The 24,097-nt window shown below is 66.5% G+C and carries 21 protein-coding genes; 19 read left to right on the forward strand and 2 right to left on the reverse strand.

The features are described 5' to 3' along the window. Window positions 1–93: 93 nt before the first annotated feature. From cobU to BLQ74_RS01460, 4 genes are read left to right on the forward strand one after another with little or no spacing between them, the layout of a single operon-like run. Window positions 94–615 (forward strand): bifunctional adenosylcobinamide kinase/adenosylcobinamide-phosphate guanylyltransferase, encoded by a 522-nt coding sequence (gene cobU, locus BLQ74_RS01445; RefSeq protein WP_090260087.1) that lies wholly within the window; start codon window positions 94–96, stop codon window positions 613–615. Beyond that, window positions 612–1,667, forward strand: coding sequence for a nicotinate-nucleotide--dimethylbenzimidazole phosphoribosyltransferase (cobT, locus tag BLQ74_RS01450; RefSeq protein WP_090260090.1), 1,056 nt, complete (start codon window positions 612–614; stop codon window positions 1,665–1,667). The genes cobU and cobT overlap by 4 nt, the downstream gene beginning before the upstream one ends. Next, window positions 1,664–2,272 carry an alpha-ribazole phosphatase family protein gene (gene cobC, locus BLQ74_RS01455; protein WP_090260092.1) on the forward strand — a complete coding sequence of 203 codons (609 nt, stop codon included), beginning with the start codon at window positions 1,664–1,666 and terminating at the stop codon, window positions 2,270–2,272. Before cobT ends, cobC begins: the two co-directional genes overlap by 4 nt. Then, window positions 2,269–3,003: an adenosylcobinamide-GDP ribazoletransferase gene (locus BLQ74_RS01460; RefSeq protein WP_090260094.1), complete on the forward strand. Its 735-nt coding sequence runs from the start codon at window positions 2,269–2,271 to the stop codon at window positions 3,001–3,003. The genes cobC and BLQ74_RS01460 overlap by 4 nt, the downstream gene beginning before the upstream one ends. 371 nt (window positions 3,004–3,374) lie before the next feature. Here BLQ74_RS01460 and BLQ74_RS01465 read toward each other — a convergent pair whose 3' ends face one another. Both BLQ74_RS01465 and BLQ74_RS01470 read right to left on the reverse strand, forming a co-directional pair. Continuing rightward, the gene (locus BLQ74_RS01465; protein WP_090260096.1) at window positions 3,375–3,638 is read right to left on the reverse strand and encodes a DUF2790 domain-containing protein; all 264 of its coding nucleotides are present in this window, start codon (window positions 3,636–3,638) and stop codon (window positions 3,375–3,377) included. Between the two features lie 799 nt (window positions 3,639–4,437). Continuing rightward, the gene (locus BLQ74_RS01470) at window positions 4,438–6,591 is read right to left on the reverse strand and encodes an FUSC family protein (RefSeq protein ID WP_090260098.1); all 2,154 of its coding nucleotides are present in this window, start codon (window positions 6,589–6,591) and stop codon (window positions 4,438–4,440) included. Window positions 6,592–6,942: 351 nt separating this feature from the next. On the opposite strand from BLQ74_RS01470, the gene BLQ74_RS01475 reads away from it, so the two are divergent. The 15 genes from BLQ74_RS01475 (at window position 6,943) to astE (ending at window position 24,000) form a co-directional block, all read left to right on the forward strand. Next, window positions 6,943–7,896, forward strand: coding sequence for a LysR family transcriptional regulator (locus BLQ74_RS01475; RefSeq protein ID WP_090260100.1), 954 nt, complete (start codon window positions 6,943–6,945; stop codon window positions 7,894–7,896). Between the two features lie 185 nt (window positions 7,897–8,081). Then, window positions 8,082–10,037, forward strand: a complete 1,956-nt coding sequence (acs, locus tag BLQ74_RS01480; RefSeq protein WP_090260102.1) for an acetate--CoA ligase — start codon at window positions 8,082–8,084, stop codon at window positions 10,035–10,037. Window positions 10,038–10,617: 580 nt separating this feature from the next. Then, on the forward strand, window positions 10,618–11,397 hold the full coding sequence (locus tag BLQ74_RS01485; protein ID WP_090260105.1) for an ABC transporter substrate-binding protein: 780 nt from the start codon (window positions 10,618–10,620) through the stop codon (window positions 11,395–11,397). Window positions 11,398–11,571: 174 nt separating this feature from the next. Then, window positions 11,572–12,261 carry an ABC transporter permease gene (locus tag BLQ74_RS01490; RefSeq protein WP_090260107.1) on the forward strand — a complete coding sequence of 230 codons (690 nt, stop codon included), beginning with the start codon at window positions 11,572–11,574 and terminating at the stop codon, window positions 12,259–12,261. 16 nt (window positions 12,262–12,277) lie between these two features. Then, the gene (locus BLQ74_RS01495) at window positions 12,278–12,976 is read left to right on the forward strand and encodes an ABC transporter permease (protein ID WP_090260109.1); all 699 of its coding nucleotides are present in this window, start codon (window positions 12,278–12,280) and stop codon (window positions 12,974–12,976) included. A gap of 10 nt (window positions 12,977–12,986) precedes the next feature. Next, entirely contained in the window at window positions 12,987–14,099 is a 1,113-nt protein-coding gene (locus tag BLQ74_RS01500) for a succinylglutamate desuccinylase/aspartoacylase family protein (protein ID WP_090260111.1), read from the forward strand. 17 nt (window positions 14,100–14,116) lie between these two features. Next, window positions 14,117–14,881 (forward strand): arginine/ornithine transport ATP-binding protein AotP, encoded by a 765-nt coding sequence (aotP, locus tag BLQ74_RS01505; RefSeq protein WP_090260113.1) that lies wholly within the window; start codon window positions 14,117–14,119, stop codon window positions 14,879–14,881. A 34-nt stretch (window positions 14,882–14,915) separates the two neighbouring features. Continuing rightward, window positions 14,916–15,899, forward strand: a complete 984-nt coding sequence (argR, locus tag BLQ74_RS01510; RefSeq protein WP_090260115.1) for a transcriptional regulator ArgR — start codon at window positions 14,916–14,918, stop codon at window positions 15,897–15,899. A 426-nt stretch (window positions 15,900–16,325) separates the two neighbouring features. Then, on the forward strand, window positions 16,326–17,546 hold the full coding sequence (locus tag BLQ74_RS01515) for an aspartate aminotransferase family protein (RefSeq protein ID WP_090260117.1): 1,221 nt from the start codon (window positions 16,326–16,328) through the stop codon (window positions 17,544–17,546). Window positions 17,547–17,704: 158 nt separating this feature from the next. Beyond that, window positions 17,705–18,721 carry an arginine/ornithine succinyltransferase subunit alpha gene (gene aruF / locus BLQ74_RS01520; RefSeq protein WP_090260119.1) on the forward strand — a complete coding sequence of 339 codons (1,017 nt, stop codon included), beginning with the start codon at window positions 17,705–17,707 and terminating at the stop codon, window positions 18,719–18,721. 84 nt (window positions 18,722–18,805) lie between these two features. After that, complete coding sequence (astA, locus tag BLQ74_RS01525) at window positions 18,806–19,828, forward strand: arginine N-succinyltransferase (protein WP_090260121.1); 1,023 nt, start codon at window positions 18,806–18,808, stop codon at window positions 19,826–19,828. Between the two features lie 28 nt (window positions 19,829–19,856). Further along, the gene (gene astD / locus BLQ74_RS01530; protein ID WP_090260123.1) at window positions 19,857–21,320 is read left to right on the forward strand and encodes a succinylglutamate-semialdehyde dehydrogenase; all 1,464 of its coding nucleotides are present in this window, start codon (window positions 19,857–19,859) and stop codon (window positions 21,318–21,320) included. Next, complete coding sequence (gene astB / locus BLQ74_RS01535) at window positions 21,317–22,663, forward strand: N-succinylarginine dihydrolase (RefSeq protein WP_090260125.1); 1,347 nt, start codon at window positions 21,317–21,319, stop codon at window positions 22,661–22,663. The genes astD and astB overlap by 4 nt, the downstream gene beginning before the upstream one ends. Before the next feature lie 8 nt (window positions 22,664–22,671). Then, window positions 22,672–22,950, forward strand: a complete 279-nt coding sequence (locus tag BLQ74_RS01540) for a GTPase (RefSeq protein WP_090260127.1) — start codon at window positions 22,672–22,674, stop codon at window positions 22,948–22,950. Window positions 22,951–23,001: 51 nt separating this feature from the next. Then, window positions 23,002–24,000: a succinylglutamate desuccinylase gene (astE, locus tag BLQ74_RS01545; RefSeq protein WP_090260129.1), complete on the forward strand. Its 999-nt coding sequence runs from the start codon at window positions 23,002–23,004 to the stop codon at window positions 23,998–24,000. Window positions 24,001–24,097 lie beyond the last annotated feature (97 nt).

Below are 24,097 nucleotides of genomic sequence, written 5' to 3' on the forward strand. Positions count from 1 at the left end.
CGTCTTCCGTAGGATGGGTGGAGCGAAGCGATACCCATGCGGCCCGTGGCACGAGTGCTGCCGGGCCGCCCATTGCAGCAGCGAGGATGCGTCATGCTTGAACTGATTCTCGGCGGCGCCCGCTCCGGCAAGAGCCGTCTGGCCGAGCGCCTGGCCGGCGCCAGCGGCCTACCGGTGACCTACATCGCCACCGCCCAGGCCGGCGACGGCGAGATGGGCGAGCGCATCCGCCAGCACCGCGCCCGCCGCCCGGCCGAATGGGACCTGGTGGAAGAGCCGCTGGCGCTGGCGCGGGTCCTCGCCGAGCGCGCGGCGCCCGAGCGCTGCCTGCTGGTGGACTGCCTGACGCTGTGGCTGACCAATCTGCTGCTGCACGCCGACGGTGCGCCGTTGCAGGCGCAGGTGAACGAACTCCTGGCCACACTGCCCGGCCTGCCCGGGCGGATCATCCTGGTCAGCAACGAAACCGGGCTCGGCGTGGTGCCGCTGGGCGAACTGACGCGGCGCTACGTCGACGAAGCCGGCTGGCTGCACCAGGCAGTGGCCGAACTCAGCGAGCGGGTGCTGTTCACCGTCGCCGGCCTGCCCATGGTTCTCAAGGGGGAAGCGTTATGAGTCTGCAGTGGTGGCGGCAGCCGTGCCAGCCGTTCGATCGCGTGGCGCGGGACAAGGCCGCGGCGCGCCAGGACCAGTTGACCAAGCCGCGCGGCGCGCTGGGCCGTCTGGAAGAGCTGAGCATTCACCTGGCCGGCCTGCAGGGGCGCGAGCGGCCGACGCTGGACAGGCTCTGGATCGCCCTTTTCGCCGCTGACCACGGGGTGGTGGAAGAGGGCATCTCGGCCTATCCGCAAGCGGTCACGGGCGAGATGTTGCGCAACTTCGTGCGCGGCGGCGCGGCGATCAGCGTGCTGGCGCGCGATCTCGATGCGCACCTGGAGGTCATCGACCTGGGCACCGCGGTGCCGCTGGAACCGCTGCCCGGCGTGCTGCACCTGATGGTCGGCGCCGGCACCCTGAACTTCACCCGCGAGCCGGCGATGACCGCCGCGCAATGCCTGATCGCCCTGGAAGCCGGGCGCGAGTCGGCGCGGCGCGCGCAGCAGGCCGACAGCGAGCTGTTCATCGGCGGCGAAATGGGCATCGGCAACACCACCAGCGCCGCGGCGTTGGCCTGTGCGCTGCTCGGCGAACCGGCGGCGACCCTGGTCGGTCCGGGCACCGGCCTGGACGCGCGCGGCGTGGTCCACAAGGCCGCGGTGATCGAGCGCGCCCTGGCGCTGCATGGCGCGCACTGCGCCGATCCGTTCGAGGCGCTGTGCCGGCTCGGCGGCTTCGAGGTGGCGGCGCTGGTCGGCGCCTACCTGGCCTGTGCGCAGAAGGGCATCGCCGTGCTGGTGGATGGCTTTATCTGTAGCGCCGCCGCGCTCTGCGCCGTGCGCCTGAATCCGCAATGCCGCGAGTGGCTGCTGTTCGCCCATGCCGGCGCCGAGCCGGGCCTGCGCCGCGTGCTCGCTGCGCTGGAGGCGCAACCGTTGCTCGACCTCGGCCTGCGCCTGGGCGAGGGCAGTGGCGCCGCGCTGGCCGTGCCGCTGCTGCGCCAGGCCTGCCGGCTGCACCGGGAAATGGCCACCTTCGCCGAAGCGGCGGTGTCGGACCGCCCGGCATGAGCATGCGCCTGGACCTGTTGCGGCATGGCGAGACCGAGCTGGGCGGTGGCTTTCGTGGACGTCTCGACGATGCCCTGACCGCCGCCGGCTGGGCGCAGATGCAGGCCGCCACGGACAGGCCTGGGGACTGGCAGGCGCTGGTCAGCTCGCCGCTGCGCCGCTGTGCCGCCTTCGCCGAACGGCTGGCTCGGCAGCGCGACCTGCCGCTGAGCCTGGAGGCGGATTTCCGCGAGCTGGATTTTGGCGAGTGGGAGGGGCTTTCCGCGGCTACGCTGATGGAGAGTGATAGCGATGCGTTAGCGCGCTTCTGGGCCGATCCCTATGCCTTCACCCCGCCGGGCGGTGAGCCGCTGGCGGCGTTCGAGGCGCGGGTCTTCGCCGCTCTGGGGCGGCTGTACGCGGCGCACGCCGGGCGGCATCTGCTGCTGGTCACCCATGGTGGGGTGATGCGCCTGCTCGGCGCCGTGGCGCGCGGCTTGCCGCGCCAGCAGTTGCTGCAGGTGAGCGTCGCCCATGGCGAGTTGCTGGCGCTGCGCATCGAGGCGCACGCCGGCGGCTGGAACATCCAACCGGCCGAGCCCGATGCCGCGAGCGCGTCCCGATGAGCAACCTGCAACTGCCGCTGATCGCCCTGCAATTCCTCACCCGCCTGCCGGTGCGCCTGCACCGTGTGCCGACGCCCGAACAGTTCGGTCGCGCGATCCTCTTCTATCCCCTGGTGGGCTTGCTGATGGGCGCCGCGCTCTGTGCCCTTGGCGTGCTCCTCAGCGACACCCATCCGCTGCTCCAGGCGGCACTGCTGCTGACCTTCTGGGTGGGCTTCAGCGGCGCCCTGCACCTGGACGGCCTGGCCGATACCGCGGATGCCTGGGTCGGTGGCCTGGGCGATCGCGAGCGCACCCTGGCGATCATGAAGGACCCGCGCAGCGGGCCGATCGCGGTGGTGGCGCTGGTGCTGATCCTGCTGCTGAAGTTCGCCGCCCTGGTCGCCTTGCTGTCGAGCGAGAACCTCTGGCCGCTGCTGCTGGCGCCGTGGCTGGCGCGCGTGGCATTGCCCCTGCTGTTCTACTCCACCCCTTATGCGCGCCCCGGCGGCCTCGGCCAGGCGCTGGCCGATCACCTGCCGCGTCGCGCCTTGCCCTGGGTGCTGGCGGCGAACGCCGCGCTGATGCCGCTGACCGGCCTCAGTGGCGCCCTGGCGCTGGTGGTGGCGCTGGTGGTGTTCATCTGGTGGCGCAGTTGCCTGATGACGCGGCTGGATGGCACCACCGGAGATACCGCCGGGGCGCTGGTCGAGCTGACCGAGTGCGCGGTGCTGGTGGCGTTGGCGATCTGAGCGCGCGCGGTCGTCGCCTTGCACGCCGTTCGATGCAGCCAGCGCCTTGCCGATCCGCAGCGGGGCCAAGGTTGCCAGGCGGCGCCTGCTCATCGCGCGGAGCGTCGTTCATCCCAAGAGCGGTGCACGGCGGGCTGTCTGTACGCGGCAGGCTGATGAAGGTGTCGATGCGGCGCTGGTCCGCTGGGGGCAGGCGCTGATGCAACCTGGAGCGGGGAGTGTCGGGCGGGGAAGGTTTGAGCGGGTGGAGCGGGGAGGGGGAGAGCTTTTACGCGCCGCGAAGGGGGCGTGGACCCTTCGCGGTGGCAATGCAGAGAACGGTCGAGTCGTGGTCGGGGAGAAGCTGACCGGCGACTGTCCGCCTCAGTAGGTTAGCCGCCGGAGCAGCCGTTACCCCACACTTGGTACTCGACGGTGTGGCGCTGACCTTGCGAGTTTTCGTAGGTCATCTGTGCCGGCACGATGCCGCACTGGTTGGAGACATCGGTGGTGGACACGACATGGGCAACGTCCAGCTTCATGCCATAGGTGTACTGCTCCACGGCCGGGCTTTGCGGTTGGGTACCGGCGCTCGCTTGCTCGGCGAGGGCGAGCGAAGAGAAGCTGGCCAGGGCCAGGATTACTACAGCTTTCATGAATTTACCTGCCTTTTTTTCCCGAGCGGAGACCGCATCCGGGCGCACGTGGCCAGGACGAAGTTCAGCGGCTTCATCGAGATGGAATTTAGGGTTTCTTGGTACGGGTTCTTGGTGTTGCGGAGCGCTCTGTAACTGCAGGGAAATAGTAGGTCGCAGAGGCCTGGATTCATATGTCTGGACGCCACAAATACCTCGTACTCAAAGGCAACAATCCAGCAGGGACGCGGCTTTGCGGGCAGTGCGGGGTCTGTCGAGGGCAGTGTCATGCCGTCGTAACGACATCGGTGTACGGGCGAGGCCATGGCGCGACCTATCCGCGCACCTGGCGGCAGGCCTTTTGTTGGCTGCGGCGGATGGCGTTGAGCACAGGGCTGCCCATCGAACCGCATGGGTATCGCGCTGCGCGCTCCACCCATCCTACGGGTGCCTGCCGGCACCGCTTGGCGTCGGATGGCGTTGGGTATCACCCATTCGGCGAAGGCCCAGCGGCACGCCTTGCGTAGGATGGCGTTGAGCGCAGCGATACCCATCGACAGAGCCACGCCCCCGCATGGGTATCGCGCTGCGCGCTCCACCCATCCTACGGGTGCCTGCCGGCACCGCTTGGCGTCGGATGGCGTTGGGTATCACCCATTCGGCGAACGCCCAGCGGCACCACTTTGCGTAGGATGGTGTTGAGCGCAGCGATACCCATCGTTGGCCTACGGGTGCTTGCCTGGGGGAACGAAGGGCGAGGCTGCCATCGCGAAAGCAGGGCCTCGTTTCGGCCGCGGCCCGGCTTTCGCGATGAGGTGGCTCAGGGGGTGCCGCTCAGCGGCGAGCGCGGATCGAGCAGCGAGGTGCGGATGAAGTGCAGGTAGCTGCACACCCGCCGCAGCGGTGAGGTATCGAAGTGCGGTGGGCGCGGCTCGTGGGTGTTGCGGGTGCTGTGGATGGCATGTTCCACCGCCGCCAGGGCGCGCTGGCGATTGCTTTCGCTGGGGTAGATGAACAGGCGGATCAGCGCCCGGCCCATGGCGCGGATGGCGCGCCGCCAGGGCATGCTCTCGGCGTAGCAGGGCTCCTGGGGCAGGGCTTCCTGCTCACGGCGCAGTTCGATGATCGACAGGCCCACTTCCTGGACCTGGAACATCCAGCGCAACAGCCGGCGCTGCACGTCCGGTCGCGAACTGGAGAGGCCGTAGGCCTGGTTGAGCAGGTCGCGGGTGCCACTCTCGAAGCCGGACGACAGCCCCTTGAGCGGATCGCTGATGGTATGCACCACGCGCATGCGCAGTTCCGCCTCCAGACGCTTCCACAACCAGGGCCGGTTGGGCGGCAGAATGACCATCGCGGCGATCACCGCCATGCCCATGGACAGCAGCATGGCCAAGTATTCGTTGATGAAGACGTAGGCGTCGTAGCGGGTCAGGTTGGCCGGCAGCGAGGCGATGCAGAACCACACCAGCAGACCGACGCCGTAGCCGCTCCATTGCGGACGGGAAATGAAGAAGGCGCCCAGGGCGAACACCGGCGCCAGCGCGCAGCACAGCAGCGGGAAGCCATCCAGCAGCGGCAGCACGCGGAAAGTCAGGATGAAGCCCAGGCTGGCGCCGAGCAGGGTGCCCAGGGTCAGTTGCAACGACAGGCGCTTGGGATTCGGCGAGGCCGAGGACAGCGCGGCGATCAACACCGAGGTGAGCGCGAAGGTGGCGCCGCTGATCCACGAGGTCTCGATCCAGACGATCCCGCCGATCAGCACCAGCAGCGCGCAGCGGAAGCCGGCGACGGAGGCGGCGAGGGCGTTGGCCTTGGGCGTGAAGCGTTCCTTCCAGTGCTCGCGGGCGTGCTTGTGGGCGGCCAGCGAGGCGTGGGTCAGGGCGTAGTCGTGGATGTCGCCGGTAAAGCGGAACAGCAGCTCGGCGGCGGTCTCGAAGTCGAGTTGGTCGGCCTCCCGCGGGCAGGCATGGGCGAGCTTGGCGCGGGCCTCGCGGATGTTCGGCATCAATTGCTGGCGGCAGCGCTCCAACTGGCCGGCCAGGCGTGCGGCATCGGCGTCGCGCAGGGGCCGGCCATGCCAGCCGGTGAGCAGCTCGCCAACTTCGATCAGGCACGGCATCAGCACTTCCAGCACAGCCTCGGCGCGGCGTTCGCGCAGGCGGTCGAGCAGCCGCTGCAGGGCGTGGAAGCGTGTGTTCATCTGCATGAACTCACTGTTCAGGCGGGCCAGCCGGCCGCTGCGCAGGCGCATGTGCGGGTCTTCGAAGGCGGTGACGTTGCGCAGGTTTTCCAGGCCCACCGCCTCGGCGGCGAGGCGCGCGGCGGACTGCTCGAAGCGGTTGTTGTCCAGGGTGCCTTCGAGACCGGCGGCGGCCAGCCCGGCGAAGTCGCCGAAGCGTCGGTCGAGGGCGTTGCGCAGGGCGGCGCTGCTGGTCTGCGGCAGCACCACGGCGCTGATCACCCCGGTGCAGAGAATGCCCAAGCTGATTTCGATCACCCGCCAGAGCGCCTGCATGAAGGCGCCTTCCGGGTGCAGCGAGGCAGGGATGCCGATCATCACCGCGGTATAGCCGGCGAGCAGGCAGGCATAGGCGCGGAAATCGCGGTAACGTGCTGCACCGGCGGTGCACAGGCCGACCCAGATCGACACGCAGAGCAGGAACAGCACGCGCTCCTGGGCGAACAGGGCAATGAAGGTGACCATCACCGTCAACCCGGCCAGGGTGCCGAGGATGCGGTAGAAGCTCTTGGCCAATACCTGGCCGCTCTGCGGCTGCAACACGATGACCGCACTCACCAGTACCGTGTTCGGCTGCGGCAGCTCCAGGCGGTAGGCCAGCCACAGCGCGGTAAAGGCAGTGATCAGGGTTTTGGCGATGAAGACCCAGGTCACGCCATCGCTGTGCGCCCAGGCGGAAAATGCCTGGCGCAGGGCGGCGGCGTCGGGCAGGCGCACACTGAGACTGCTCATGGCGCTCACCTCGACTGACGGGAAATGGGAGCGGCGACGGGGCCGGACTGACAGGTAAGGAATGTTGGGAATCGGGCGGGTGGAAGCACTTTGCGCGAATGGCGGAACACAGCTTCGAATCCTGGATACTGCGGGGAGCCGCGGGAGGGGAGGCGATTTTAGAAGGCGGCCGATAGCAGGATAAGCTGACAGATGGGCGAATTATTGTTGTCTGAAAAAGCAATAATTCCGGCCGGACACTTGTGCGACAATTCGCCGCCCGTCAGAAGTCTGTAACAAGACTTTGCTACCGCGTGAAGCGCGCAATCGCGCTGTCTGTCGCGGCTCGCAGGCAGGCTTTCAGGAGAGATGATGGATCTGCTGCACAATATGCGTGCCTTTGTCTGTGTCGCCGAAACTGGCAGCTTCACCGCCGCTGCCCAGCGCATGGACCTCACCACGGCTTACGTCTCGCGGACCGTAGCCAAACTCGAAGCTCACCTACGTACCCGATTGTTGCACCGCACCACGCGGCGAATCGCCCTGACCGAAGCGGGTCAGCGCTATCTGCTGCGCTGCCAGCAAATCCTCGGCTATATCGAGGAAGCCGAGGCCGAGGCCAGCGATGCCCATTCGCGCCCGGCGGGCAAGCTCAAGGTGCATGCCATGACCGGTATCGGCCAGCACTACCTGATCAAGGCGATCGCCCAGTACTGCGAGAAGTACTCGGAAGTGAGCTTCGACCTGACCCTGGCCAACCGCACCACCGACATCCTCGACGAGGGCTACGACATTTCGGTGGTGATCGCCCCCGAACTGCCGGACTCCGGCTTCGTCTCCAAGCGCCTTGGGGAAACCTACAGCGTGCTCTGCGCGGCGCCGTCCTATATCGCCAAGTTCGGCTTCCCCAACGCCCCGGCGGACCTGGCCGCGCATCGCTGCCTGCGCCTGGTGAACTCGGTGATGTCGCTGGACCGCTGGCTGTTCCACGGTCCGGACGGCGAGGAGCTGGCGCAGGTCAACCACACGCACTTCCAGGTCAATACCGCCGACGCCCTGACCGAGGCGGTCGTCGCTGGCATGGGCATCGGCGCGCTGCCGGTGTATTCGGCGGTGGAAGGGCTGCGCAATGGCAGCCTGGTGCGGGTGATGCCCAACTACAGCCTGTTCCACCTCAACGTCTTCGCCCTCTATCCGTCGCGCCAGTTCCTCGACGCCAAGATCCGCACCTGGGTCGAGTTCCTGCGCGACTGCATCCCCGGCATGCTCTCCGAGCATGAGCAACTGATGGCCGAGCACGGCGCGCGTCTGCATCCGCAACACTGATCCCCCTCTTTTGCCGGCCCCTCGCGGGGTCGGCCCCTCCCTCGCAAGGCCCGCCGTCAGTGGCGCTGATGGCTGTCATCGCTATGCCTGCAGATTGGTAAGACCATGGTCGTATGGCCCCTGTGCAGCGCGGCCGCTACAACTGCAATCAACAAAAACAACACTCTCAACCGAGGTAATGCGTCATGACTGCGGCATCCGTGTATCCCGTGCGTCCCGAAGCGGCCGCCAATACCCTGACTGACGAAGCCACCTACAAGAAGCTGTACCAGCAGTCGGTGGTCAATCCGGACGGCTTCTGGCGCGAGCAGGCGCAACGGATCCAGTGGATCAAGCCGTTCACCAAGATCAAGCAGACCTCTTTCGACGACCACCACGTCGACATCAAATGGTTCGCCGACGGCACCCTCAACGTGTCGCAGAACTGCCTCGACCGTCACCTCGCCGAACGCGGCGACCAGGTTGCCATCATCTGGGAAGGCGACGATCCCTCCGAACACAAGGAAATCACCTACCGCGAGCTGCACGAGCAGGTCTGCAAGTTCGCCAACGCCTTGCGTGGCCAGGACGTGCATCGCGGCGACGTGGTGACCATCTACATGCCGATGATCCCGGAAGCCGTGGTCGCCATGCTCGCCTGCACGCGCATCGGCGCGGTGCACTCGGTGGTGTTCGGCGGCTTCTCCCCGGAAGCCCTGGCCGGCCGCATCATCGACTGCAAATCGAAGGTGGTGATCACCGCCGACGAGGGCCTGCGTGGCGGCAAGCGCACGCCGCTGAAAGCCAACGTCGACGACGCCCTGACCAACCCGGAAACCAGCAGCGTGCAGAAGATCATCGTCTGCAAGCGCACCGGTGCCGATATCAAGTGGAACCAACATCGCGACGTCTGGTACGAAGACCTGATGAAGGTCGCCGGCTCCACCTGCGCGCCCAAGGAAATGGGTGCCGAAGACCCGCTGTTCATCCTTTACACCTCCGGCTCCACCGGTAAGCCGAAGGGAGTGCTGCACACCACCGGAGGGTACCTGGTGTACGCCGCGCTGACCCACGAGCGCGTCTTCGACTATCGCCCGGGCGAGGTCTTCTGGTGCACCGCCGACATCGGCTGGGTCACCGGGCATACCTACGTGGTCTACGGCCCGCTGGCCAACGGCGCGACCACCGTGCTCTTCGAAGGCGTGCCGAACTACCCGGACATCAGCCGGGTCGCCAAGATCGTCGACAAGCACAAGGTCAACATCCTCTACACCGCTCCCACCGCCATTCGCGCCATGATGGCTGAAGGCAAGGCGGCGGTCGAAGGTGCGGACGGCTCCAGCCTGCGCCTGCTCGGTTCGGTGGGTGAGCCGATCAACCCGGAAGCCTGGCAGTGGTACTACGAGACCGTCGGCCAGTCGCGCTGCCCGATCGTCGATACCTGGTGGCAGACCGAAACCGGCGCCTGCTTGATGACCCCGCTGCCGGGCGCCCATGCCATGAAGCCGGGCTCCGCGGCCAAGCCGTTCTTCGGCGTGGTGCCGGCGCTGGTGGACAACCTGGGCAACATCCTCGAGGGCGCCACCGAGGGCAACCTGGTGATCCTCGATTCCTGGCCGGGCCAGGCGCGCACCCTGTACGGCGACCACGACCGTTACGTCGATACCTACTTCAAGACCTTCAAGGGCATGTACTTCACCGGCGACGGCGCGCGCCGCGACGAAGACGGCTACTACTGGATCACCGGCCGCGTCGATGACGTGCTCAACGTCTCCGGGCACCGCATGGGTACCGCCGAGATCGAGAGCGCCATGGTCGCCCACCCGAAAGTGGCCGAGGCCGCGGTGGTCGGCATGCAGCACGACATCAAGGGGCAGGGCATCTACGTCTACGTCACCCTGAACGCCGGCGTCGAAGCCTCCGAACAACTGCGCCAGGAGCTCAAGGCCTGGGTGCGCAAGGAAATCGGCCCGATCGCCACGCCGGACGTGATCCAGTGGGCGCCGGGGCTGCCGAAGACCCGTTCGGGCAAGATCATGCGCCGCATCCTGCGCAAGATCGCCGCCGCCGAGTACGACAGCCTGGGCGATATCTCCACCCTGGCCGATCCGGGCGTGGTGCAGCACCTGGTGGATACCCACCGGGCGATGAAAGCGGCCTGAGCCAGCCCTGCCTGAAAAACGCCCCGTGAGAACGGGGCGTTTTTTTGTCCGCGCAAAGGCGCCGTGCGCTCGGCCCGGCCTCCGGCTCGTCACTCGCTTGCCACCTGTGGCGAGGCGCGAGCCTATTGCCGGCGTCGGTCGCCAGGCGGCATCGGTAACACCGTCGCGGCGCTCGTTGCGGCAAAGTGGGGCGGGAGGGAACGTTTCGCACGCGCAAGGTGCGCTTTATCCGTCGTCCTGAGCTGCAGTTGTGGGCCTGAAGCTGCGTGCTAGAGGGCTTTGCGAAAACATGGCCCGATTAATGCTTTTTAAATGGGTTTTACTGATTGTTCGCTAATCACGTAAAATCCCTCCCGTCAAGACGTTCGGGGCCTGTCTCCGGCGCTTCTATAATTAGTTGTCGCATTGAAGAAATAACCGTCCAGGGGCTGTCGCTAGAATGCCGCTCACCCTGGTTGGCGTGGTTCTACAAGAAGCACGCCATGGCAATGCGCAGCGACCCACCTTCGCTTCTGCACGGGCAGCCTGGGCCAACCCCTTTCTCCTGCCAATCGAAGTCTCACCCTCGAAGGAGTTACTGATGAAGAAGTTCGCACTTCTCGGCGCGCTGGCGCTCTCCGTTCTTTCCGCCGTTGCGCATGCCGATGACAAACCGGTGCGCATCGGTATCGAAGCGGCCTACCCGCCTTTCTCCTTCAAGACTCCCGACGGCAAGCTGGCCGGCTTCGACGTCGATATCGGCAACACGCTCTGCGAAGAGATGAAGGTCAAGTGCGTATGGGTCGAGCAGGAGTTCGATGGCCTGATCCCGGCGCTGAAAGTGCGCAAGATCGACGCCATCCTCTCGTCGATGACCATTACCGACGAGCGCAAGGCCTCGGTGGACTTCACCAACAAGTACTACAACACCCCGGCGCGCTACGTGATGAAGGAGGGTGCGACCCTCAACAATCCGCTGGCCGACCTGAAAGGCAAGAAGGTCGCCGTGCTGCGTGGCAGCACCGCCGATCGCTATGCCTCCGGCGAACTGACCCCGGCCGGCGTCGAGGTGGTGCGCTACAACTCCCAGCAGGAAGCCAACATGGACCTGGTGGCCGGTCGCGTCGACGCGACCGTGGCCGACTCGGTCAACCTGGACGACGGTTTCCTGAAGACCGATGCCGGCAAGGGCTATGCCTTCGTCGGTCCGCAACTGACCGACGAGAAGTACTTCGGCGAGGGCGTGGGGATTGCCGTGCGCAAGGGCGATAGCGCCCTGGCTGGCAAGTTCAATGCCGCCATCGCTGCCATTCGCGCCAATGGCAAGTACAAGCAGGTTCAGGACAAATACTTCAAGTTCGACGTGTACGGTTCGAACTGACGCCTGACCCCGAAGTGGCGCAAACCCAGGCCTTACCCTGACGTTTGTGCCACTTTTTTATTGGGCGGCGGTTGCCTCGCGCGGCCGCGGCCGGACTCTCGGGACGACGCGCCTGTCGTTGCCTATCGTTTTGCGTTCGCCAGCTCTGGCGAGCGGTTCCATGAGGTGCGGACCATGTTCAACGGCTACGGGGCGACCATCATCGATGGGGCCTGGCTGACCCTCCAGCTCTCGCTGCTGTCGATGGGCCTGGCGATTGTGCTCGGCCTGCTCGGGGCGGCCTTCCGTCTTTCGCCCGTGAAGTGGCTGGCCTGGTGTGGCGACCTGTATTCCACGGTGATCCGTGGCGTGCCCGACCTGGTGCTGATTCTGCTGATCTTCTATGGCGGCCAGGGGTTCCTCAACTGGCTGGCGCCGCAGTTCGGCTATGAGGATTACATCGATCTCAACCCGTTCGTCGCGGGTGTCGGCACGCTCGGTTTCATCTTCGGCGCCTATCTGTCGGAAACCTTCCGTGGCGCCTTCATGGCGATTCCCAAGGGCCAGGCCGAAGCCGGCTTCGCCTACGGCATGAGTCACCTGCAGGTGTTCTTCCGCGTGCAGGTGCCGCAGATGATCCGCCTGGCCATTCCCGGCTTCACCAACAACTGGCTGGTGCTGGTCAAGGCGACCGCGCTGATCTCGGTGGTCGGCTTGCAGGACATGATGTTCAAGGCCAAGCAGGCCTCGGACGCCACCCGTGAACCCTTTACCTATTACCTGGCCGTGGCAGCGCTGTACCTGGTGGTGACCAGCGTTTCCCTGCTGTTGCTGCGCCTGCTCGAACGCCGCTATTCGGTCGGCGTCAAGGTTGCGGATCTGTGATGCGAGGGGCACAGTGATGATTTTCGATTTTTCCGTTGTCTGGGCCAGCCTGCCGCTCTATTTCAGCGGCCTGCTGGTAACCCTCAAGCTGCTGGCGATCTCGCTGTTCTTCGGTCTGCTGGTGGCGGTTCCGCTGGCGCTGATGCGGGTATCCAAGCAGCCCGTGGTGAATCTCTCGGCGTGGCTCTACACCTATGTGATTCGCGGCACGCCGATGCTCGTGCAACTGTTCCTGATCTACTACGGCCTGGCTCAGTTCGAGGCGGTGCGCAACAGCATGTTCTGGCCCTGGCTGTCGAACGCCAGCTTCTGCGCCTGTGCCGCCTTCGCCCTCAATACCAGCGCCTATACCGCGGAAATCCTCGCCGGCAGCCTGCGCGCCACGCCCCATGGCGAGATCGAGGCGGCCAAGGCGATCGGCATGTCGCGCCTGAAGATGTACCGCCGCATCCTGTTGCCGTCGGCGCTGCGCCGCGCGCTGCCGCAGTACAGCAACGAAGTGATCATGATGCTGCAGACCACCAGCCTGGCGTCCATCGTCACCCTGGTGGATATCACCGGCGCCGCGCGTACCCTGTATTCGCAGTACTACCTGCCGTTCGAGGCCTTCATCACCGCCGGCGTGTTCTACCTGATCCTGACCTTCATCCTGGTGCGTCTGTTCAAGATGGCCGAGCGTCGCTGGCTGGCCTATCTCGCGCCGCGCAAGCACTGAGGAGCCGAACGTGGAACGAATCGATCATCTGTTGCCATGGAGCAGCCTGGGCAGCGAGCGCCGCCTGAGCGTGTTCCGTTTCGGCGCGGGGCCGCGCAAGGTCTACATCCAGTCCAGCCTGCATGCCGACGAGCTGCCGGGCATGCGCACCGCCTGGGAGCTGAAGCAGCGCCTGGCCGACCTGGAGTCGCGTGGCCTGCTCACGTGCGTGGTCGAGCTGGTGCCGGTGGCCAACCCCATCGGCCTCGGCCAGACCTTGCAGGCGAGTCACCTGGGCCGCTTCGAATTCGCCAGCGGCAAGAACTTCAACCGTGATTTCGTCGAACTCGGCGCCCTGGTGGCCGAGCGGGTCGGTGACCAGTTGGGGCTCGATGAGGTCGCCAACGTCGCGCTGATCCGCCAGGCCATGCGCGACGCGCTGGATGCCCTTGCGCCGGCGGTGTCCGAGCTGCAGGGCATGCAGCGCATCCTGCTGCGCCACGCCTGCGATGCCGAGGTGGTGCTCGACCTGCACTGCGACTTCGACGCGGCCATTCACCTGTACGCCCTCCCGCAACACTGGCCGCGCTGGCGTTCCCTGGCGGCGCGGCTGAAGGCCGGCGTGGCGCTGTTGGCGGAAGACTCCGGCGGCAACTCCTTCGACGAATCCTGCTCGCTGCCCTGGTTGCGCCTGTCGCGGGCCTTCCCGCGGGCGGCGATCCCGCTGGCCTGCCTGGCCACCACCGTGGAGCTAGGCGGGGTGGCCGACACCCGCGTCGACCAGGCGCGGGCCAATGCCGAGGCGATCCTCGGTTTCCTCGCCGAGCAGGGGCTGATCGGCGGCGACTGGCCGGCGCTGCCCGCCGAGTGTTGCGAGGGCATGCCCTTCGAGGGCACCGAGTACCTCCATGCACCGCATGCCGGCGTGGTCAGTTACCTGCGCCAGGCCGGCGAGTGGGTGGAGAAGGGCGAGCCGCTGTTCGAGGTGGTCGACCCGCTGAACGACAGGGTCAGCACCGTGACCGCCGGAACCTCCGGCGTGCTGTTCGCCATCGAGCGTGGGCGCTACGCCCAGCCGGGGCTTTGGCTGGCCAAGGTGGCCGGGCGTGAGCCGTTCCGCAAGGGCCGGCTGATCAACGACTGAATTCGAGAACCGACACCATGTACAAACTGGAAGTCCAAGACCTGCACAAGCGCTACGGCACCCACGAAGTGCTCAAGGGCGTGTCCCTGGCGGCGAAAGCGGGCGACGTGATCAGCATCATCGGCTCCTCCGGCTCGGGCAAGAGTACCTTCCTGCGCTGCATCAACCTGCTGGAGCAGCCGCACGCCGGCAGGATCCTCCTCAATGGCGAGGAGCTGAAGCTGGTGCCGGGCAAGGACGGTGCGCTCAAGGCCGCCGACAGCAAACAGTTGCAGCGCATGCGCTCGCGCCTGTCGATGGTGTTCCAGCACTTCAACCTGTGGTCGCACATGAGCGCCCTGGAAAACGTCATCGAGGCGCCGGTGCACGTGCTCGGCGTATCGAAGAAGGAAGCCCTGGAAAAGGCCGAGCACTACCTGGCCAAGGTCGGCGTGGCGCACCGCAAGGACGCCTACCCGGCGCATATGTCCGGCGGCGAGCAGCAGCGCGTGGCCATTGCCCGCGCCTTGGCGGTGGAGCCGGAAGTGATGCTGTTCGACGAGCCGACCTCGGCGCTCGACCCGGAACTGGTCGGCGAAGTGCTCAAGGTCATGCAGGACCTGGCCCAGGAAGGTCGCACCATGGTGGTGGTGACCCATGAGATGGGCTTCGCCCGCGAGGTCTCCAACCAGTTGGTGTTCCTCCACAAGGGCTTGGTCGAAGAGCGTGGTTGCCCCAAGGAAGTGCTGGCCAATCCGCAGTCGGAGCGCCTGAAACAGTTCCTTTCCGGCAGCTTGAAGTAAGCTGTATTCCGACGGCCTCGACAGAAGTTCGCGCATGACAGCCCAACGCATTGGTTTCCTGCTCTGGCCCCAGACCCGGGCGCTCACGCTGGCGCTCGCCGAAGAGGCCCTGCGGGTCGCTCGGCGCTTGCACCCGGAGGCGCTCTACGATCCGGTCTTCATGAATGCCGAGCAGTCCGCCGAGGCGGATGGCTGGCGCCTGCCGGGTCAGGCCTGGCAAGGCGTGCTGGAACAATGCCAGCGGGTCTTCCTGGTCGCCGACGAGGCGCCGCCGGTTATGGCGCCGGCGCTGGCGGCGGCGCTCAAGCAGCTCGCCCGTGGCGGAGTCAGCGTCGGCGCGCTGTCCGCCGGTATCTACCCGCTGGCGCAGCTGGGGCTGCTCGACGGCTACCGGGCCGCGGTGCATTGGCGCTGGCACGATGACTTCAGCGAGCGCTACCCCAAGGTCATCGTCACCAACCACCTGTTCGAGTGGGATCGCGACCGCCTCAGCGCCTGCGGCGGCATGGCCGTGCTCGACCTGCTGCTGGCGGTGCTCGCCCGCGACCATGGCGCCGAGCTGGCTGGCGCGGTGTCGGAAGAGCTGGTGGTCGAGCGCATTCGCGAAGGCAGCGAGCGCCAACGCATTCCGCTGAAGAACCGCCTCGGCTCCAGCCATCCCAAGCTGACCCAGGCCGTGCTGCTGATGGAAGCGAACATCGAGGAGCCGCTGACCACCGACGAAATCGCCCAGCACGTCTGCGTGTCGCGTCGTCAACTGGAGCGCATCTTCAAGCAGTACCTGACCCGCGTGCCCAGCCAGTACTACCTGGAGCTGCGCCTCAACCGCGCGCGGCAGATGCTCATGCAGACCAGCAAGTCGATCATCCAGATCGGCCTGTCCTGCGGCTTCTCCAGTGGCCCGCACTTCTCCAGCGCCTACCGCAACTTCTTCGGCGTCACCCCCCGCGAAGACCGCAACCAGCGCCGTGGCCATGGCCCGGCGGACAGCGCGCCGGCCGCCAGCGAGCGCGGCTGAGTCCCAGGCGCCGTCCTGGCTCCCGCCCGATGGGTATCGCGCTGCGCGCTCCACCCATCCTACGGATGCTCACCGGTATCGCTCTGCGTCGAATGGCGTCGAGCGCAGCGCTACCCATCGATGGCGGTACCTCGCCCATGAGCTTTCCTGCCGGCGATGGGCTTCGCCGGGATGCCGATTTGCCATGTCTTCGTGGCTGCCCGGTTCGCTTCCGACTATCGACCAAGAATTTCCCGGCGCCGTGTACCCCCTCGCCGGGCATCGCTTTACACTGCGCCTTACCGATGCTTTCTGTCGCATTTCCGAAAGCCTCGGAATGACGCGGGTTGGCGCTATAAGAAGTTGTCGCTTGGCGGCAATGCCGGCCCCGTTTCTGTCCCTACAATCCCTTCATCGATAGCCGCCTCACCAGGCAGGAGAACACCGATGTCCGCTCCGCTCGCTCAGGTTCAACGTTCCGACTTCGACCAGTTGATGGTCCCCAACTATTCTCCGGCCGCTTTCATTCCGGTGCGTGGTCTGGGTTCTCGAGTCTGGGATCAGAGCGGCCGAGAGCTGATCGACTTCGCCGGTGGCATCGCGGTCAACTCGCTGGGGCACGCCCACCCGGCACTGGTCGAGGCGCTGACCGAGCAGGCGCACAAGCTGTGGCACGTGTCCAACGTGTTCACCAACGAACCGGCCCTGCGCCTGGCGCAGAAGCTGATCGGCGCCACCTTCGCCGAGCGGGTGTTCTTCGCCAACTCCGGCGCCGAGGCCAACGAAGCCGCGCTCAAGCTGGCGCGCCGCTACGCCCACGATGTCTACGGCGCGGAGAAGTACGAGATCATCTCCATGGTCAACAGCTTCCACGGCCGTACCCTGTTCACCGTCAACGTCGGCGGACAGCCCAAGTACTCCGATGGCTTCGGTCCGAAGATCGAAGGCATCACCCACATCCCGTTCAACGACCTGGAGGCCCTCAAGGCCGCCATCTCGGCCAAGACCTGTGCGGTGATCATCGAGCCGGTGCAGGGCGAGAGCGGCGTGCTGCCGGCCGACAAGGCCTACCTGGAAGGCGTGCGCAAGCTCTGCGACGAGAACAATGCGCTCCTGATCTTCGACGAGGTGCAGAGCGGTTTCGGTCGTACCGGCCATCTGTATGCCTACCAGCACTACGGCGTGACCCCGGACATCCTCTCCAGCGCCAAGAGCCTGGGCGGCGGTTTCCCCATCGGCGCCATGCTGACCACTGCCAAGATCGCCGAGCGTCTGGTGGTCGGCACCCACGGCACCACCTATGGCGGCAACCCGCTGGCCTGTGCGGTTTCTGGCGCCGCCTTCGATGTGATCAATACGCCTGAAGTGCTCGATGGCGTGCGTGCCAAGCACGAGCGCTTCAAGGCGCGCCTGGAGAAGATCGGCCGGGAATACGGCCTGTTCAGCCAGGTCCGTGGTCTCGGCCTGCTGATCGGCGCGGTGCTCACCGATGCCTGGAAGGGCAAGGCCAAGGATGTCTTCAACGCCGCCGAGAAGGAGGGCGTGATGGTCCTGCAGGCCGGTCCCGACGTGGTGCGTTTCGCGCCCAGCCTGGTGATCCCGGACGCCGACATCGACGAAGGCCTGGATCGCCTGGAGCGCGCGGTCGCCACCCTGACCCGCGGCTGAGTCGCCATTCGGCGTCGGGCCATCGGTCTGGCGCCTGATCCGGCCGGGTTCTCCCGGCCGTTTCCCGAAGGCCCCGCATGCGTGGGCGCAGGTTCGCCCTGCGCGCGATCCGGGGAAAGCAGTTTCATTTGGATTTGTCTGGTTAGAGGAGTGACGCCATGCTGGTGATGCGCCCCGCACAAGCGGCCGACCTGCAGCAAGTGCAGCGTCTTGCCGCGGACAGCCCGGTCGGCGTCACGTCGCTGCCGGACGATGCGGAACGATTGAAGGAAAAGATTCTCGCCTCGGAAGCCTCGTTCGCCGCCGAAGTGAGTTTCAACGGCGAAGAAAGCTACTTCTTCGTCCTCGAGGACACGCAGAGCGGACAACTGGTCGGCTGCTCGGCGATCGTCGCCTCGGCCGGTTTCTCCGAGCCCTTCTACAGCTTCCGCAACGAGACCTTCGTGCACGCTTCGCGGTCGCTGTCGATCCACAACAAGATCCACGTCCTCTCGCTGTGCCATGACCTGACCGGCAACAGCCTGCTGACCAGCTTCTATGTCCAGCGCGAGCTGGTGAACACGCCTGTCGCCGAGCTCAATTCGCGCGGCCGCCTGTTGTTCATGGCCAGCCATCCGGAGCGTTTCGCCGATGCCGTGGTCACCGAGATCGTCGGCTACAGCGACGAAAACGGCGAGTCGCCGTTCTGGAACGCGGTGGGACGCAACTTCTTCGATCTCAACTACAGCGATGCGGAGAAGCTCTCCGGCCTGAAGAGCCGCACCTTCCTCGCCGAGCTGATGCCGCATTACCCGATCTATGTGCCGCTGCTGCCGGACGACGCCAAGGAAGCCATGGGCCAGGTGCATCCGCGGGCGCAGATCACCTTCGACATTCTGATGCGCGAAGGCTTCGAGACCGACAACTACATCGACATCTTCGATGGCGGTCCGACCCTGCACGCGCGCACCTCGGGCATTCGCTCCATCGCCCAGAGCCGCCAGGTGCCGGTGCGCATCGGCGAGGTGCCGAAGGCGACCCGCAGCTACCTGGTCACCAACGGCCTGCTGCAGGACTACCGCGCGGTGGTCGCCGAACTCGACTGGGTGCCCGGCAAGCCGGTAATCCTGAATGCGGAAACCGCCGAAGCCCTGGGTATCGGCGAAGGCGCCAGCGTCAGACTGATCGCGGTTTAACCGGCCTGAAGCCGTTGCTCGCAAGCGCCCGAAGGCGCGCGTGGCGAGTCACGGCTCCCGGCTCACAGCTTGAGCGGAGTGAGTATGATCGTTCGTCCCGTCACCAGCGCCGACCTTCCGGCCCTCTTCGAACTGGCGCGCAGCACCGGCACCGGGCTGACCACGCTGCCGGCCAACGAGCAGCGCCTGGCGCACCGCGTCGGCTGGGCTGAGAAGAGCTTCCGCGGCGAGGCCGAGCGCGCCGATGCCGATTACCTGTTCGTCCTCGAAGACGACAGCGGCAAGGTCGTCGGCATTTCCGCCGTGGCCGGCGCCGTCGGCCTGCGCGAGCCCTGGTACAACTACCGCGTCGGCCTGACCGTCAGCGCCTCCCAGGAGCTGGGCATCCACCGCGAGATTCCCACCCTGTTCCTGGCCAACGACCTCACCGGCCAGTCGGAGCTCTGCTCGCTGTTCCTGCACGCCGACCAGCGCAGCGGCCTCAACGGTCGCCTGCTGTCCAAGGCGCGCTTCCTGTTCATTGCCGAGTTCCGCGAGCTGTTCGGCGACAAAGTGATCGCCGAGATGCGCGGCATGTCCGATGCCGACGGGCGCTCGCCGTTCTGGGAAAGCCTCGGCCGGCACTTCTTCAAGATGGAGTTCAGTCAGGCGGACTACCTCACCGGGGTCGGCAACAAGGCGTTCATCGCCGAGCTGATGCCGAAGTTTCCGCTCTACACCTGCTTCCTCTCGGAAGAGGCGCGCAACGTCATCGGTCGCGTGCACCCGAACACCGAGCCGGCGCTGGCCATGCTCAAGGCCGAGGGCTTCAGCTACCAGGGCTATGTCGACATCTTCGACGCCGGCCCGGCCATCGAGGCGCCGACCGACAAGATCCGCGCCGTCGCCGACAGCCAGGCGCTGGTGCTGGCCATTGGCACGCCCGGCGATGACGCCGAACCCTTCCTGATCCACAACCGCAAGCGCGAGGAATGCCGCATCACCGCGGCGCCGGCGCGGGTCGCCGCCGGTTCCCTGGTGGTCGACGCGCAAACCGCCAAACGCCTGCGCCTGTCGGCCGGCGCCTCGGTGCGCGCGGTGCCGCTGTCCGCCGGAAAACGCAACTGATCCGGCCAGGATCAGAGGAGAACAACAAATGACTACCCACTACATTGCCGGCCATTGGCTGGAGGGCGAGGGCGAGCCGCTGAAATCGCTCGATCCGGTCAGCCAGGCGCTGATCTGGTCCGGCCGTGCCGCCAGTTCCGCGCAAGTCGCCAGCGCTGTGGCTGCCGCCCGTGCGGCCTTCCCGGCCTGGGCGCGGCGCCCGCTGGAGGAGCGCATCGCCCTGCTCGAAGCCTTCGCCGCCACCCTCAAGGTCAAGGCCGCCGAACTGGCCCAGGCGATCGGCGAGGAAACCGGCAAGCCGTTGTGGGAAGCCGCCACCGAAGTGACCAGCATGGTCAACAAGGTGGCCATCTCGGTACAGGCTTATCGCGAGCGTACCGGCGAGAAGAGCGGCCCGCTGGCCGATGCCACTGCGGTGCTGCGGCACAAGCCGCACGGCGTGGTCGCGGTGTTCGGCCCCTACAATTTCCCCGGCCATCTGCCCAACGGGCATATCGTGCCGGCGCTGCTGGCCGGCAATGCGGTGATCTTCAAGCCCAGCGAGCTGACGCCCAAGGTCGCCGCGCTCACCGTGCAGGCCTGGATCGACGCCGGCCTGCCGGCCGGTGTGCTGAACCTGGTACAGGGCGCGCGTGAGACCGGCGTCGCTCTGGCCGGCCACGCCGATATCGACGGCCTGTTCTTTACCGGCTCCAGCCGCACCGGCAATCTGCTGCACAGCCAGTTCGGCGGCCAGCCGCAGAAAATCCTCGCGCTGGAGATGGGCGGCAACAACCCGCTGATCGTCGACCAGGTCAAGGACGTCGAGGCGGCGGTCTACACCATCATCCAGTCCGCCTTCATCTCCGCCGGCCAGCGCTGCACCTGCGCGCGCCGCCTGCTAGTGCCCGAAGGCGCCTGGGGCGATGCCTTGCTGGCGCGTCTGGTGACGGTGAGCGCCAACCTCAAGGTCGGCCGTTTCGACGAGCAGCCAGCACCCTTCATGGGCTCGGTGATCTCCCTGGCCGCCGCCGAACACCTGCTCGAGGCCCAGGCGCAATTGCTGGCCAAGGGCGCCGTGGCGCTGCTGCCGATGACCCAGGTGGCGCCGGGCGCAGCGCTGCTGACCCCGGGCATCCTCGATGTCAGCGCGGTGGCCGAGCGCCCGGACGAAGAGTTCTTCGGCCCGCTGCTGCAAGTGATCCGCTACGCCGGCTTCGACGCCGCCGTGCGCGAAGCCAACGCCACCCAGTACGGCCTGGCCGCCGGCCTGCTGTCGGACTCCCGGCAGCGCTTCGAGGACTTCCTCATCGAGAGCCGCGCCGGCATCGTCAACTGGAACAAACAGCTCACCGGCGCTGCCAGCAGCGCCCCCTTCGGTGGTATCGGCGCCTCCGGCAACCACCGTCCGAGTGCCTATTACGCCGCCGACTATTGCGCCTATCCGGTGGCCTCGCTGGAAAGCGAAAGCCTCAGCCTGCCTGCCCAACTGTCCCCGGGGATCAGCCTATGAACGCCTATGAAATGAATTTCGACGGCCTGGTCGGGCCGACTCACAACTATGGTGGGCTGTCCTACGGCAACGTCGCCTCGCAGAGCAATAGCCAATCGGTATCCAACCCGAAAGAGGCCGCCAAGCAGGGCCTGGCGAAGATGAAGGCGCTGATGGAGATGGGCTTCAAGCAGGGCGTGCTGGCCCCGCAGGAACGCCCTGCAGTGGCTTCGCTGCGCGCGCTGGGCTTCTCCGGCACTGATGCCGAAGTGATCGCCAAGGCCGCCAAGGAAGCCATGCCGCTGCTCGCAGCGGTCTGCTCGGCATCCTCCATGTGGACGGCCAACGCCGCCACCGTCAGCCCCAGCGCCGACACCGCCGACGGTCGCGTGCACTTCACCGCGGCCAACCTGAACTGCAAGTTCCACCGCTCCATCGAGCACCCGGTGACCAGCCGCATCCTCGGCGCCATGTTCGCCAACGAGCAGCACTTCGCCCACCACGCGGCGCTGCCGGCGGTGGCGCAGTTCGGTGACGAAGGCGCGGCCAACCATACGCGTTTCTGTAAGTCCTACGGCGCGGCCGGGGTGGAGTTCTTCGTCTTTGGCCGAAGCGCCTTCGACAGCCGCTTCCCGGCACCGCAGCGCTATCCGGCGCGGCAGACCCTGGAAGCCTGCCAGGCGGTGGCGCGCCTGCACGGCCTGGGCGAGGAGGGCGTGGTCTACGCTCAGCAGAACCCGGCGGTGATCGATCAGGGCGTGTTCCACAACGACGTGATCTCGGTGGGCAACGGCGAGGTGCTGTTCCACCACGAGGACGCGTTCCTCGATACCGAGCGGGTGCTGGCCGAACTGCACGACAAGCTCGGTCGCCGCGGCGGGCGTTTCCGCGCGGTCTGCGTACCGCGCGAGCAGGTCACGGTGGAGGACGCGGTGCGTTCCTACCTGTTCAACAGCCAACTGCTCAACCGCGCCGACGGCGGCATGCTGCTGATCGTCCCGGAAGAGTGCCGGCAGAACGAGCGCGTGTGGCATTACCTGTCGAGCCTGACCGCCGAAGACGGGCCGATCCGCGAGGTCAAGGTCTTCGACCTCAAGCAAAGCATGCAGAACGGCGGCGGCCCGGCCTGCCTGCGCCTGCGCGTGGCGCTCAACGAAACGGAGCTGGCAGCGGTGAATCCGGGCGTGATCATGACCCCGAGCCTGTACGACACCCTGGTGGCCTGGGTCGATAAACACTACCGCGACCGCCTGTCCGAGACCGACCTGGCCGACCCGCAACTGCTGGTGGAATGCCGGACGGCATTGGATGAACTGAGCCAGATCCTTAAACTGGGCTCCGTTTATCCCTTCCAGTTGAGTTGAGAACCCAGATGACCGAGAGCCTTCCGCTGATCCTCGAAGACGCCAGTGGCGAGCGTCGCGAAACCCACAGTGCGCGCATTGCCGTGCGCCTGGAAGGCCGCGAGCTGTGGCTGGAGGCCGACGGTAAGGGCGGCCTGCTGATCTATGCCGAGTCCTTCGAGGAAGACACCGAGGTGCCGTTGCTGGTGGTGCGCCCGCAGGCGGTCAATCAGCTCAGCCTCAGCCTGGAGCTGGAGGCCGCCGAAGTCCACGAACATGGTCCAGACTGTGGATGTGACCATCACTGATCGCAGGAGCCGCCGTCCGTCAGGGGCGGCGGCTGCCAGGGAGACCCGCGCATGCTAGCACTCGGCAGACTGCTCGACCTGACGCTCGCCGGCCGTGAGCCGACCGAGAAGATCCAGCTCACCGCCGACGGCACCCGCCTGCACTGGCTGGCCGAGGGAGCCCTTGAAGTCACGCCCGCCAGCGGCTGCGACAGCGGTTTCGACCTGCTGCTCTCGGCCGGAATCCACGGCAACGAAACCGCGCCGATCGAACTGCTCGACCAACTCCTGCAACGCATCGCTCGTGGCCAACTGAAGCCGGCGGCGCGCGTGCTGTTCATGTTCGGCAATCCGGAAGCCATGCGCCGTGGCGAGCGTTACCTGGAGCACGACATCAACCGCCTGTTCTGCGGTCGCCACGAAGACGGCAGCGGCAGCGAGGCCCTGCGTGCCTCCGAGCTGGAGCGCCTGGCCGCGGTGTTCTTCTCCCGCGACGGGCGGCAGCGCCTGCACTACGACCTGCATACAGCGATCCGCGGGTCGAAGATCGAACAGTTCGCCCTCTATCCATGGAGCGAGGGTCGCCAGCACTCCCGCGCCGAGCTGGCCCGCCTGCGCCGCGCCGGCATCGACGCCGTGCTGCTGCAGAGCAAGACCGGCATTACCTTCAGCTCCTACACCTACAGCCAGCTCGGCGCCGAGGCCTTCACCCTGGAGTTGGGCAAGGCGCGGCCGTTCGGGCAGAACCAGGCGGTCAACCTGCAGCGCCTGGAGGCCCTGCTGGAGGGCCTGATCGCCGGCGCCGAGAGCGCGCCCGACGAGGCGGGGATGGATGGTCTGCAGTTGTTCGCCGTGTCCCGTGAAGTGATCAAGCACAGCGATCACTTCCGCTTGCACCTGGACGATGCGGTGGATAACTTCACCGAACTGCAGCCCGGCTACCTGCTCGCCGAGGACATTGGCGGGACCCGCTGGATAGTCGAAGAGCAGGGCGCGCGCATCATCTTTCCCAACCCGCGCGTGAAGAACGGCCTGCGCGCCGGCATTCTGGTGGTCCCGGTCGAACTCTGACGCTCGGCCACCCCTGGGCATGGGCCCTGCCCACGATTCGCCCGCCGGGCGCGCAGCGCTGGGCCGCTCGCCTTGTCGATGCCGGGGGAAGCGCATA

The organism is Pseudomonas panipatensis (assembly GCF_900099785.1).
GTDB classification, from domain to species: Bacteria; Pseudomonadota; Gammaproteobacteria; order Pseudomonadales; family Pseudomonadaceae; genus Pseudomonas; species Pseudomonas panipatensis.